Source organism: Chromobacterium haemolyticum DSM 19808, from assembly GCF_000711885.1.
In the GTDB taxonomy this organism is placed as follows: domain Bacteria; phylum Pseudomonadota; class Gammaproteobacteria; order Burkholderiales; family Chromobacteriaceae; genus Chromobacterium; species Chromobacterium haemolyticum.
Genome location: NZ_KL543995.1, coordinates 207,402 through 219,633 on the forward strand (window position 1 = coordinate 207,402; position 12,232 = coordinate 219,633).

The 12,232-nt window shown below is 60.2% G+C and carries 10 protein-coding genes and 1 pseudogene; 8 read left to right on the forward strand and 3 right to left on the reverse strand.

What is annotated here, in order from left to right:
- Window positions 1-618: 618 nt before the first annotated feature.
- Window positions 619-2,499, forward strand: a complete 1,881-nt coding sequence (speA, locus tag BR71_RS20580) for an arginine decarboxylase (RefSeq protein ID WP_039755142.1) — start codon at window positions 619-621, stop codon at window positions 2,497-2,499.
- A 127-nt stretch (window positions 2,500-2,626) separates the two neighbouring features.
- Here the strand turns inward: speA and BR71_RS20585 are convergent.
- Window positions 2,627-2,911: pseudogene (locus tag BR71_RS20585) on the reverse strand (DDE-type integrase/transposase/recombinase); the annotation flags it as partial.
- An 825-nt stretch (window positions 2,912-3,736) separates the two neighbouring features.
- Here BR71_RS20585 and BR71_RS20590 point away from each other — a divergent pair.
- The 4 genes from BR71_RS20590 to BR71_RS23180 all read left to right on the forward strand — a co-directional run bounded on the left by BR71_RS20590 (window position 3,737) and on the right by BR71_RS23180 (window position 8,696).
- Window positions 3,737-4,255, forward strand: a complete 519-nt coding sequence (locus tag BR71_RS20590; RefSeq protein ID WP_043641656.1) for a fimbrial protein — start codon at window positions 3,737-3,739, stop codon at window positions 4,253-4,255.
- A gap of 71 nt (window positions 4,256-4,326) precedes the next feature.
- Entirely contained in the window at window positions 4,327-5,076 is a 750-nt protein-coding gene (locus BR71_RS20595) for a fimbrial biogenesis chaperone (RefSeq protein ID WP_043641657.1), read from the forward strand.
- A 55-nt stretch (window positions 5,077-5,131) separates the two neighbouring features.
- Window positions 5,132-7,699, forward strand: a complete 2,568-nt coding sequence (locus BR71_RS20600; protein ID WP_081862772.1) for a fimbria/pilus outer membrane usher protein — start codon at window positions 5,132-5,134, stop codon at window positions 7,697-7,699.
- Between the two features lie 28 nt (window positions 7,700-7,727).
- Entirely contained in the window at window positions 7,728-8,696 is a 969-nt protein-coding gene (locus BR71_RS23180) for a fimbrial protein (RefSeq protein WP_162179244.1), read from the forward strand.
- A 221-nt stretch (window positions 8,697-8,917) separates the two neighbouring features.
- Here BR71_RS23180 and BR71_RS20610 read toward each other — a convergent pair whose 3' ends face one another.
- Both BR71_RS20610 and BR71_RS20615 read right to left on the reverse strand, forming a co-directional pair.
- Entirely contained in the window at window positions 8,918-9,211 is a 294-nt protein-coding gene (locus BR71_RS20610; RefSeq protein ID WP_043641660.1) for a hypothetical protein, read from the reverse strand.
- A gap of 659 nt (window positions 9,212-9,870) precedes the next feature.
- Complete coding sequence (locus BR71_RS20615; protein WP_043641661.1) at window positions 9,871-10,731, reverse strand: LysR family transcriptional regulator; 861 nt, start codon at window positions 10,729-10,731, stop codon at window positions 9,871-9,873.
- Window positions 10,732-10,867: 136 nt separating this feature from the next.
- Here BR71_RS20615 and BR71_RS20620 point away from each other — a divergent pair, with 136 nt between their 5' ends.
- From BR71_RS20620 to BR71_RS20630, 3 genes are all read left to right on the forward strand, one after another.
- Window positions 10,868-11,317 (forward strand): multidrug/biocide efflux PACE transporter, encoded by a 450-nt coding sequence (locus BR71_RS20620; RefSeq protein WP_043641662.1) that lies wholly within the window; start codon window positions 10,868-10,870, stop codon window positions 11,315-11,317.
- A 94-nt stretch (window positions 11,318-11,411) separates the two neighbouring features.
- Window positions 11,412-11,864: a multidrug/biocide efflux PACE transporter gene (locus BR71_RS20625; RefSeq protein WP_043641663.1), complete on the forward strand. Its 453-nt coding sequence runs from the start codon at window positions 11,412-11,414 to the stop codon at window positions 11,862-11,864.
- A complete protein-coding gene (locus BR71_RS20630; RefSeq protein ID WP_043641665.1) occupies window positions 11,865-12,197 on the forward strand; it encodes a DMT family transporter in 333 nt (110 codons plus the stop codon).
- Window positions 12,198-12,232: the final 35 nt, after the last annotated feature.

Sequence of the window (12,232 nt, forward strand, 5' to 3'; positions counted from 1 at the left end):
GGCATTGTAACCAGAGCCGGCGCGGCTGGTGGCGGCGCGTGGCGCAGATTTGAAAAAACATGCCGTGTTTGGCTTAAAAGCCTTGTCTGGCGAGGCTTGGCGAGCCAGATCGCGCTGTGGTTTTTTTAGAGGGCGGCTTAGGAGGCTGGGCCACGTTGTTGTTGAATATTTTGGACAAGCCCATTGTCCGAACAACAAGGCCTTCGCCCGGAGAAACGGCCGCTGGCCGGCATGAGGAAAATATAGGGGGCTGTTTTTGCTCAAGCCTTGCCGGACAAGGCTTGCCGGGCTACCCGGCGCGGGCTTGTCGATTAAATTGGACATGCGGATTTTTATACATTTTTTTACTTGTCAAGCAGCGTGATGTTGTTACAATCCGCGCTCGTTTGCAGCTTTGCAAACCTACAATTCAATTGTTTCGCTCCGACATCCCAGGCCCACATAAAAGCTGTTCAGCCCGAAAGCCGCGCACTAAGGAGCGGGGTTATCCATCATAAGGATGCTCCTGCGGCTGGCTCATCGCTTTTTCGGCGGCGGCCTGGGCGCGTCCTTTGGAAATCCCTGTCCACCCACCGCGCGGGGTTCAGGGCTTTCCGTCAGTTCTTGAGGGGAAAACTCATGGCTTGGTCTGTGGCTGATAGCCGGGCGTTGTATGGCATCCGGCATTGGGGAGCGGGGTACTTCGACATGGGCGCCAACGGCAATATCGTTGTGCGTCCCAATGTGCGCCAAAACAAGGAAATCGACCTGCATCGCCTGGTGGGCGAGCTGTCCGGCAAGGGCCTGGACCTGCCGCTCTTGGTGCGGTTTCCCGATATTCTGCAAGACCGCGTCACCCGTTTGTGCGCGGCTTTCGACAAGGCCATAGCCGAACAAGGCTACGGCAATCGTTACACCGCCATCTATCCGATCAAGGTCAACCAGCAAGAAGCGGTGGTGAAGAGCATCATCGCCACGCCGGACGTGTCCATCGGCCTGGAAGCCGGCTCCAAGCCGGAACTGATGGCGGTACTGGCGCTGTCGCCCAAGGGCTGCACCATCGTCTGCAACGGCTACAAGGATCGCGACTACATTCGCCTGGCTCTGATGGGCGAGCGCCTGGGCCATCAAGTATTCATCGTTATCGAGAAAGAGTCGGAAGTCGAGCTGGTGATCGATGAGTCCCGCAAGCTGGGCATCCGTCCCAATATCGGCATGCGCGTGCGCCTGTCCTCGCTGGCTTCCAGCAAATGGGCGGACACCGGCGGCGAGAAGGGCAAGTTCGGCCTGTCCGCCGGCCAGCTGATTTCCGCCGCGGACAAGCTGACCGCCGCCGGCCTGGCCGATTGCGTGCGCCTGATGCATTTCCACATGGGGTCGCAGATCGCCCATATCGGCGATTACCGCAGCGGCTTCGGCGAGGCCATCCGCTACTTCGCGGAACTGCGCGCGCTGGGCCTGCCCATTGATCACGTGGACGTGGGCGGCGGCCTGGGCGTGGATTACGACGGCACCCATTCCCGCAACGACAGCTCGATCAACTACGACATGGACGAGTACGCGCATGTGATTGTGTCCATGTTGTCCGAGTTCTGCGGCGAGAACGGCATTCCGCATCCGCGCATCCTGTCCGAATCCGGCCGTGCGATGACCGCTCACCACGCGGTGCTGATCATGAACGTGACCGATGTGGAGCGCCTGCCGGACGAAGTGCCGCAGGTGGACGACCTGGCCGCCTTGTCGCAGCCGGTGCGCAAGCTGTTTGAGCTGGTTCAGCTCAACGACGACGATCTGGTCACTGAAATTTACTACCGCGCCAGCCACTATGCGTCGGAAGTGACCGACCTTTACGCCTCCGGCCGCCTGTCGTTGAAGGAAAAAGCGCTGGCGGAAGACGTGCACGCCGCCTTGTGCCGCCGCTTGCACCGCCAGCTGCAAGCCAGCCAGCGTTCGCAGCGTCAGGTGTACGACGAACTGACCGACCGCCTTGCCGACAAGTACTTCTGCAACTTCTCGGTGTTCCAGAGCCTGCCGGACACCTGGGCCATCGATCAGATTCTGCCGATCACCCCGCTGCACCGTCTGAACGAGCAGCCCACCCGCCGCGCGGTGCTGCAGGACCTGACCTGCGACTCCGACGGCAAGCTCAAGCAGTACGTGGACCAGCAGAGCATTGAATCCAGCCTGTCCGTGCACGAGGTGAAGCAGGGCGATGAGTATCTGATCGCCGTGTTCCTGGTGGGCGCTTATCAGGAAATCCTGGGCGATATGCACAATCTGTTCGGCGACACCGACTCGGTCAACGTCTATGTGCGCGACGGCGGCGAGCTGGAGTTCTCCGGCGTGGAAGAGCACGACACCATCGAAGACATGCTGCGTTACGTGCACCTGTCGCCGGAAGACATCCTCAACCGTTACGAAGCCAAATCGCGCGCGGCGGACCTCAGCAGCGAAGAGCGCAGTCTGTTCTTCGCGGAGTTCTGCCGGGGTCTGAAGCAGTCGTCCTACTTGTCGGTCTGATTTGACGCTCAAGAGCTCGCGCCTGTAAGACTTCATGATTTGGTAATAGTCATGCCTCGGCTTCGGTCGGGGCATTTTTATTTGAGCTGACGCGACAGGCGCTGGGCCTGGGGACTTAATACGCCTAATTGTCGCGGCAGTTCGCGAGCTGGCTCATGCCAGGCGCCAAATGGTGCGCTTTCAGGAAGTCCTGTCAGTCATCACCACTGAACAGACTCTCCTGGTCGGAATGCACCAGCGCCTTCTGCTTTGGCTGGCGTGGCCATACCGCCATCAACAAGGCATTCAGCACCAACTCTCCATCGATGCGTGATGGCATCAACCAGCCAATGGCCTGCCGCCAGAGCCGGTCCAGCACCACGGCCAGGTCTAGCCAGCCCTCATGCGTCCGGGGGTATGTGATGTCAGTCACCCGGGCTTTATCGGCGCACCCTGCGTCTCCAGTTGCTCATCCCACTACCAAAGCCGAATTCCTGCTGGAGGCGTTCCCAAGGCACGCCTGTGGTGAGAACAAGCAGGATGTCGTTGAGCGTTCAACATCATCCTGCCGGGTCGTCCGCCTTGGCGGAGGAGGCGGCTGTAATCACTTCCGGAATTCCTGACTGACAATTTTCCGTTTTATCTCCGCTAGATGCGGGCATGTGCCCCCTGTGCCAACAGGCTTTGTTCGCGGGTTTTAAGGTTTGAGGCGAGGGAGCAGGGACGGCGTGCGGGGAGGATGACGCCGGTTATCCGGAGGAGGAAGCGGTTCATTGCCAGGGCGCGGGATTCATCACAGGAACTTAATAGCGTGGGCGCTCGGCCGTGTTTTTATCGCGATTTGGCCTGTTTGGGGACGGTTTATCGTTCCAGTGAGCACGATGTGACGAATATGCCACAGTAAGCGGGGCTGTGATTACAGTGACGCGCGTCTTGTCTGGTGTGGCCGGGCGTTGGCGCGGTTTTCATTCGTAATAATTTTAAACTAATTGTGATTTGTGTTGTTTTGCATGTTTATTTATATTGCTCGTCATGCATTTGGTTGTACTTGTGAAATCTGATTAAATCATTTGTTTTCAATGTGAGAGAACGGAAGCAGAAGATCAGATGGAGCCGATGCTTTCCCGCCTTGGGCGGGAAAGCTAGATAGCGGGTTTTCGCCGCGCTGGCGTGACGAAGCTATGGGAGCGTCTTTCCACTTGGAAGGACGCGCATTCGGACGCGATAAGCGCCCGGCAATCGCAATGGAGCATGAGCAATGAAGAAGCTTGTTACCGTACTGGCCGCCGGCCTGAGTTTTTACGCCGCGGGCGCGTTGGCTGCCGACGGCACCATCACCATCAATGGCAACATTGTCGCCAATACCTGCACGATCAACAGCACTGGGGGAGCCAGCTTTACCGTCACCCTGCCCACCGTCGGCGTATCTTCGCTGGCGACTGCTGGTCAAACCGCGGGCTCTACCCCGTTCAGCATCAATCTGAGCAATTGCCCCGCCACACTGAAAAACGCAGTGACCCACTTCGAAATCGGGCCGACGGTGGATGCTGCTACCGGCAACCTGAAGAATGCCGGCGCGGCCACCAATGTGGAAGTGCAGTTGCTCAACAACACCCTGCAGGCGATCAACCTGGCCAACAACACCAACTCGCAGATAGTGCCGATCAGTTCCGGCACAGCGACGCTGAACTACTACGCGCAGTACATCGCCACCGGCGGCGCGGCCGGCGCAGGCGCGGTGAACACCAGCGTGCAGTACTCGATGACTTATCAGTAAGCGACGTGGGCAGTCGTTGCCAGCCGCGCTGTGCGCGGCTGGCGTTTCAAGTCAGAAAATAGGCAGAAGTCATGACAGCATTCGTAGTCCGCGGCGTTGCGATCTGGGCCGCCCTTACTTTCTTCACCAGCGCGGTCGCCAACGCTGGCGTGGTGATTTCCGGTACCCGGGTGGTGTACAACGCCGCTGACCGCGAAGTGACCGTCAAAATCAACAACCCCGGCAAAGCGCCTTCGCTGGTGGAGGTGTGGGCCGATGCGGGCAACGAGAAGTCGACGCCGGATACCGCGGATGCGCCGTTTCTGATCATGCCGCCGATTTTCCGGGTTGATCCTGCCAAGGGGCAGACCCTGCGAATCACCTTCACAGGCGCCGATCTGCCTCAAGACCGCGAATCGGTGTTCTGGTTGAACGTGCTGGATATTCCGCCTTTGCCCAAGAGCGCCGAGGAGCAGCGCAACTTCATGCAGGTTGCCTTCCGCTCGCGGATCAAGTTGTTCTACCGCCCCAAGGGCCTGCCCGGCAGCGCCGACGACGCGGCCGACAAGCTGAGCTGGTCGCTGCAGGCCGAGCCCAACGGCAAGGGCTATCTGCTGCGCGCCACCAATGCGGAGGCCTACAACGTGTCGCTGAATCGCGCGGTGCTGACGGCAAACGCCCGTTCCTACGAGACCGACAGCGGCATGGTGCCGCCCGGCGGCAGCAAGGATTTCCCCCTGAAGGACTTGAAGTCCAAGCTTGGGGGCAAGTTGCAGTTCAGTTACGAGAGCATCAACGATTTTGGCGCGGCAGTGATGCACGACGCCGCTCTGGCCCCCTGACCATTCGGGCGGCCGCCTGTTGTCCGGTCGCCTGCGCAGCAAAACGGATTGCGCGATGAAACCTTCCTCGACTCGATTACAGGCTGAATGCTGGAGCCTGTCGCTTCTTGCCTCGCTTATTTGCGGGTTGTTCGGCGGCCCTTTGGCCTGGGCCGATGCGCCGGCGGCGCCGACATCACCGCCGGACGATGTACAGTTCAATCCGGCGTTCTTGACCCGGCCGTCAGGCATGCCGCCGTTGGGACTAAGCCGTTTCAACCAGGCAGGAGGGGCGCTGCCCGGCAATTATCGCGCCGACGTGTACGTCAACGATGCCTGGATCGGCCGTCGCGACGTGCTGATGAAGGAGCGTGATGATCACAAGGTGTTCGCCTGTTTCAGCCGAAAGGCGCTGGAAGAGATGGGCGTGGATTTCAAGCGCCTGGAGCAGCAGCCGGAGAGCGCGCCGATGCAGGACGAGCCCTGTCGGGATATTGCCCAACTCGTGCCCGGCGCCTTCTCCGGCTTCAATAGCGGCGATTTGCACCTGGACGTCAGCGTGCCGCAGAAATACCTGCGCGCGCATGCTCGCGGCTATGTCGATCCCCAATACTGGGATGCCGGCGCGCCCTTTGCCGGCTTCCTCAACTACAACGCCAACGTCTACCGTTACGACACCGGATCCAACGGCGCGTCCACCCAATATTATCTGGGCGCCAACGCCGGTCTGAACCTCGGCATGTGGAGGCTGCGCTATAACGGCACCGTTACCCAGCAGGATGGCGGCAACGGCAGCCAGCGTCATTACCAGGGGACGTCGGCCTACGCCCAGCGCGACATCACCGACTGGCGCTCGGTTCTGACCGTCGGCGACAACTTCACGCCGTCGGACTTGTTCAACAGCGTGCCCTACCGCGGGGTGCAGCTCAATTCCGACGACCGCATGCAGCCGGAATCGATGCAAGGCTATGCGCCGGTGGTGCGCGGCGTGGCGGAGACCAACGCCAAGGTATCGATCCGCCAGAACGGCAACCTGATATATGAAAACACCGTGCCGCCGGGCGAGTTCAGCATCGACGATTTGTACAACACCGGCTTCGCCGGCGATCTGAACGTGACCGTGACCGAGGCCGATGGCCGGGTGCGCACCTTCGTCGTGCCCTACGCCTCGGTGCGGCAGCTATTGCGTCAGGGTCAATCGCGCTATTCGGTGACGGCTGGGCAGTGGCGGGACAGCACGCTGAGCCAGCATCCGGACTTCATGCAAGCCACCTACCAGCGCGGCGTGAATGGCAGCTTGACGCTGTACGGCGGCGGCATCGCCGCCGAACATTACCAGGCCGGCATCTTCGGCGCTGGGCTCAATACCGCCATCGGCGCTCTGGCGCTGGATGTCACCCAGTCCTGGGCCAACCGCCTTCCCAATGTCGCGGGCAGCGAAAACATGAGCGGTCAGAGCTATCGCCTGGCTTATAGCAAATTGCTGGAAAGCACCAACACCAACTTCACGGTAGCGGCGTACCGCTACTCCACTACCGGTTATCTGCAGTTCCGGGACTATGTCAATCTGCTGAATCAGAACGGCATGGTGTACCGCACCCGCAACCAGTTCCAATTGAACGCCGACCAGCCGCTGCCGGCGGGCTGGGGCAATGTGTACATCAGCGGCTCGACGCAGGACTACTGGAATCAGCGCGGCCACGACGTGACCTATCAGGTTGGTTACAACAACCGCTTCAAGGGGGTCAACTTTAGCCTGTCCGCTGGCCGGCTGCACGATGCTCTGGGCAACAACGTCAACCAGTACACGCTGAGCGTGTCGATGCCGCTTGGCCGCGCAGCGCACGCCCCGCTGCTGACCGCCAGCGTCAACAGCAATAGCGATCACAGCGGCAGCACTCAGTTAGCAGTCAGCGGCACCAGCGGCGAACTGAGCAACCTGAGCTACAACGTCTACGCCAGCGATACCCGCGCGCCCTCAGGCAGCAGCAGCGGCGGCGGTGGAGCCAGCGTGCAGTACGCCAGCTCGGTGGCCACGGTCAGCGTCGGCGGCAGCAGTGTTGGCCATTCCTCGCAAGTCAATGCCGGGGTCATGGGGGCCCTGGTGTTCCATCCGGGCGGCGTCACTGCGGCGCAATCGGTGGGCGAATCGTTCGCCGTCATCAACGCGCCGGGCGCGGCGGGCGCGGCGGTCAACAATACCAATGGTGTGCGCGTCAATCAGGACGGTTACGCGGTGGTGTCGTCGTTGATGCCGTACCGGCAGAACGAAGTCTCGCTGGACCCGAAAGGGATGAGCGAGAACGTCGAGCTGCAGGAGACCGCGCAACAGGACGCGCCGCGCGCCGGAGCCATCGTGATGCTCAAATTCGCCACCGAACAGGGCAAACCCGTCATCGTGACTTTGAAGCGGGCCGACGGCAGCGCCGTGCCGGTGGGGGCGTCGGTGCTGGCCGACAACGGCGACGTGCTGGCGATGGTGGGGCAGGGAAGCCGCGTCTTCCTCCGAGGCATGGAAGGGAAAACCTTGCGGGCCAACTGGGGTAGCGCGCGGGATCAACAGTGCCGCTTCCATTATCCGCCCTCGGCACGACTGAATGGCGCGGGTTATTCGATAACCGAAGCAGTATGCGATGCCGAGTGAAGGCTAGCGATCAGAAAGCGAAAGAATGATGAGCCAATCGATTATCCGCGTGCTGCGCGCCTGGCTGTGCGCGATCTTGCTGTGCCTGCCGGTGACCAGCCATGCCCTGGCTTGCTGGAATGGCGCCAGCTCCTCAGGCAGCGTGACGTCCACCTTGAGCCTGCCCGGCAATCTGTACGTTTCCGCAGCCGTGCCAACCGGCACGGTCATCTGGCAGTCGCCCTTGCAGACCATCAGCGTCTATTGCCAGCAGAGTCTGGGCGAGAATGTGTATTTTTGGGTCAATCCCAAGAAGGTGGCGCTGGCGGCAGGCCTGCAGGTCGGCATCATCTTCAACGGGCAGACTTACACGCAGTCGAACGGAGCGATCAATACCGGCATCTTTGTGCCGGTTGCGGGCACCATCTCCAAGACGCTGCAATACTCCATCGTGCTGCTCAAAACCTCGGGCGCGCCGTCCAGCGGTACCGTGGCGGTTAGCCAGTACTCGGTGTTTCAACTGGACGGGGTTGGGGGCTTGAATGGTTATCCCGGGGTCAACTACAACCAGTTGATCAACGGCTCGGTGACGTTCACGCCTGGCGGTACTTGTAATCTGAGCACAGCGGATGTCAACCGGGTGGTGACCCTGCCAACGATAGGCGTCAGCGCCCTGCCTGCGGTGGGCAGCGCGGCGGGTAGCGTCAGCTTCACGATTACCGCGAACAACTGCTCGACAGCGCTGCATACCGCCACCTTCAGTTTTTCCGGCACGCCGGATGCGAATAACCCCATCCTGTTCGCGAATACAAGCGGCACGGCCAAAGGCGTGGGGGTTTTCATGGGAACGCTGGCGGACGGGCGGAATATAGGAGCGAACAGCACCAACAACACCCGAGTTGTGAATATCCAGTCGCAGACGGCGCAATTGCCTGTGTTCGTCGAATACATGCGGACAACGACGGTGGTGCCTGGCACGCTGCAATCGGTGGTGACGCTCAATATGCTGTATCAGTAATCTGATTTTACGGGCAAAGCAAACGCCGCCGCCGCGGAGTGTCCGCGGCGGCGGCGTTTTTGAGTTCTCACGGCGCTGAGAACGTGTCTACGGTCTAGCGAGCATGAGCGAGACAAGGCGAAAACCGCTGAGAAAGCGGAATGTACAAGTAGTGCATGAGCATTTCGAAGCGGTTTTTTTAACACCGTATCGCCGCAGCGCGGCAGATCGTAAACAGGTTCTTAGTTGTATACGACGGTAACGATCTGGCCTTCGGTGAACTGGCTGGTCTTCACATTGCTGATCGTCACGGACTGGGTGTTGTCCATGCCGGAGCAAGTAGGGCCGGACGAAATCTTGCGAGCGGCCTGATACAGTTGCGGATGCGAAGAGTAGCGGACCAGTGTGCTGGCTTCCTGCGCGCACGGCTCTTTGACGATGGCGCCGGAGAAGCCGATGACACCGCCTTGGGCAGCCAAGGTCAAGCCGGATTGCATGGCCGCCAGCGCAGCCAAGGTGGTGATGAATTTGTTCATATTGAGCCTCTACTGGATTCGTTTTGCCTGTTTCAAGCAGATTGCCGGCCCGCTTGTCGCTGTTTTGATCTCTACCTTGTTTAAACTGAAGGTAATGATCTGTAAAGTTTTATGAATACCGAGTGTAGTTGTCGGGCTTGTTAAATTCAATATTGAAAATTGTTTAATTATTGGTAATTAATTATTTAATATGAGAATTTGGCGGAGCCGGTGGTTGACTGCAGAAGGTTTTGGCTGGATTGGTCTGATGGCTAAGACGGAGATGCATGTGGATTTTGCATGATTGTTTGGGTGAGAGCTGTTGCGCGCAGGATGCAGTCAGTCGTTGAGCGCCGGCTGGGGCGTCTCAGTGATGTTCGCAGTGGAAAATCCGGTTCAGTTCGTTAGAGCCTGTTCACGATCTCGCGTGCAAGAGCGAGACAAGGCGAAAACGAGCGGAAAAGCGGAATGGTCGAGGGGTACATGAGCATTTTGAGCTTGTTGTTAACGCCGTATCGCCGTAGCGCAGCGGATCGTGAACAGGTTCTTAGGAGGACGCCGCGTCGAAGACGTAGCCTTCGCTATCGAAATCGCGCAGCGTGGCCGGATTGGTGACGCCGCGTTCGGTGGCCCTGCGCGCCATCCCCCGCGTGGGGCTTGGCCGCGGCGCGGCGGCGTAGTCATGAGCGCAGCAGCTGCTCGCGCACCCAGACGGCGGCCATGCCCAGCGGCCGCCGCCGCGACCACACCAGATCAATGTGGCGCGCCTTGGGCCAGCCCGGCGCGCGCAGCTCGCGCAGCCGCTCCGCGCCGAAGGAGTCCGCCAGCCAGCGCGGCAGCTCGGCCCAGCCCGCGCCCAGAATCGCCATCTCCAGCAGCATCAGATAGCTGGGCGCGAACCAGCAGCGCCGGCTTATGGTTTCCGGTTTGCTTTCGGTATAGGTGTTGAGCCGCAGTTCGCGGTGGCGGCTCAGCGCCTGCCGGTCCACCTGTTCCAGCGCCGCCAGCGGATGGCTGCGCGCCACATACAGGGCCACTTCGCTAACCTCGCCCAGCGTGGCGTGGCCGATATCGGCCGGGTACTGCTTCTGCGCCGCCATGCAGCCCAGGTGCGCGCGTCCGGTCTGGATCAAATCCAGCACATCGTCCTGTTCGCCCACCAGGCATTCCAGTTCCAGCGCCTCGAAGTTCTGTTCCAGTTGGCGAGTCACTTCCTGAAAACGCGAAGACTGATACGTGTCCGACAGCACCAGGGTCAGCCGGGGCTCCAGCCCGGCGGTCAGCAACTGCGCCTGCTGATTCAATTCATCGCCAATCGCCAGCATCTGCCGTGCATAGCCCAGCAGGTGGCGGCCGGCCTGGGTCAGCGTGGGCTGGCGGCTGCCGCGGTCGAACAACTGCACCGCCAGGTCTATCTCCAGGTTGGCGATGGCCTCGCTGATGGTGGACTGACTTTTGCCCAGCCGCCGCGCCGCGGCGGAAAAAGAGCCCAGTTCGGCGGCGTTGGCAAACGCCGCCAGCGCGTCTAGCGACATACTCATATCGGTTTCTCCGATTAAACCTATCTTTATCCTATCCGAAAAACCAATAAAAATCGCGTCATTGTCTTGCTAATCAAGCCGCGGCGCAGCAGATCGCAAACTGCTTCCAAACGCCGCGGCGGATCAAGGAGAATCGATGCATGTAAAGAAATCCTGGCTGGAACGCGCCTTCTACGCCGTGACTTACGAACTGTGCGCCATCAGCCTGCTGATGTTGTTGGCTACGCTGCTGCTAAAGCAGGACACCGCGCAGATCGGCATGCTGGCGCTGATGATGACCAGCGTGGCGATGTCGTGGAACATTGTGTTCAACAGCCTGTTCGAACGCTGGGAGCGCCGCCGCGGCTGGGCGCGCACGCCGGCGCTGCGCGTGGTGCACGCGCTGCTGTTCGAGGGCGGGCTGGTGACCCTGCTGGTGCCGCTGGCGGCGTGGTGGCTGCAGATCAGCTACTGGCAAGCCTTCTTGCTGGACATCGGCTTCTTCCTGTTCTTCCTGCCCTATACCTTCGTCTTCAACTGGCTGTACGACGGGCTGCGCGCCAGCCTGCTGCGGCGCCTGAGCCGCGCGCGCGCCGGTCTGGCTTAATGCATCGGTTTTACCGATGGTTATTATTTTTCAACCATCCGAAAAACCAATCAGAATAGCGGCTGTCTTTATACGGTCATGATTGGGAAATAACATGAACAAACAAAAATCCTGGCTGGAGCGCGGCTTCCACGCCGTGATGTACGAGCTGTGCGCGATGGCCATGCTGGTGCCGCTGGCCTCCTTGGTGATGGAGCAAAGCCTGCTGCATATGGGCGCGCTGGCCTTCATGATGTCCACCGCCGCCATGATGTGGAACGTAGTGTTCAATATGTTGTTCGACCGCATGGAAGCGGCGATGGGCTGGAGCCGCACCGTGGGCGTGCGCACCTTGCATGCGCTGATGTTCGAAGGCGGGTTGGTGATCATGCTGGTGCCCTTGGCGGCCTGGTGGCTGAACGTCAGTTACTGGCAGGCCTTCCTGCTGGATTTGGGCTTCTTCGCCTTCTTCCTGCCTTACACTTATATATTCAACTGGCTGTACGACTCGCTACGCGCCAAACTGCGCATGCGCGGCGGCAAGCCGTGCGCTGAACTGGAGTCTTGAATGAAAACCTGGTTGTTCCTGGCCGTCGCCATCGTCAGCGAGGTGATCGCCACCTCCTCGCTGAAAGCGTCGGAAGGCTTTACCCGCCTGGGCCCGTCCTTGCTGACCGGCGCCGGCTATCTGCTGGCCTTCTACATGCTGTCGCTGACCCTGCGCCAGATCCCGGTGGGCGTGGCGTACGCGCTGTGGTCCGGCGTCGGCATTGTGCTGGTATCCATCGTGGGCTGGGTTTTATATGGGCAGAAGCTGGATGCGCCGGCAATGATAGGCATGGGCTTGATCGTGGCGGGGGTGTTGGTGATGAATTTGATGTCCAAGTCCGTGGCGCACTGAAAACCTGTTTACGATCGTCAGCCCGTTCTTGGCTT

Coding starts and splice junctions, on each gene's coding strand:
- speA (WP_039755142.1), top strand. CDS start 619: ATGGCTTGGTCTGTGGCTGATAGCCGGGCGTTGTATGGCATCCGGCAT.
- BR71_RS20590 (WP_043641656.1), top strand. CDS start 3,737: ATGAAGAAGCTTGTTACCGTACTGGCCGCCGGCCTGAGTTTTTACGCC.
- BR71_RS20595 (WP_043641657.1), top strand. CDS start 4,327: ATGACAGCATTCGTAGTCCGCGGCGTTGCGATCTGGGCCGCCCTTACT.
- BR71_RS20600 (WP_081862772.1), top strand. CDS start 5,132: ATGAAACCTTCCTCGACTCGATTACAGGCTGAATGCTGGAGCCTGTCG.
- BR71_RS23180 (WP_162179244.1), top strand. CDS start 7,728: ATGAGCCAATCGATTATCCGCGTGCTGCGCGCCTGGCTGTGCGCGATC.
- BR71_RS20610 (WP_043641660.1), bottom strand. CDS start 9,211: ATGAACAAATTCATCACCACCTTGGCTGCGCTGGCGGCCATGCAATCC.
- BR71_RS20615 (WP_043641661.1), bottom strand. CDS start 10,731: ATGAGTATGTCGCTAGACGCGCTGGCGGCGTTTGCCAACGCCGCCGAA.
- BR71_RS20620 (WP_043641662.1), top strand. CDS start 10,868: ATGCATGTAAAGAAATCCTGGCTGGAACGCGCCTTCTACGCCGTGACT.
- BR71_RS20625 (WP_043641663.1), top strand. CDS start 11,412: ATGAACAAACAAAAATCCTGGCTGGAGCGCGGCTTCCACGCCGTGATG.
- BR71_RS20630 (WP_043641665.1), top strand. CDS start 11,865: ATGAAAACCTGGTTGTTCCTGGCCGTCGCCATCGTCAGCGAGGTGATC.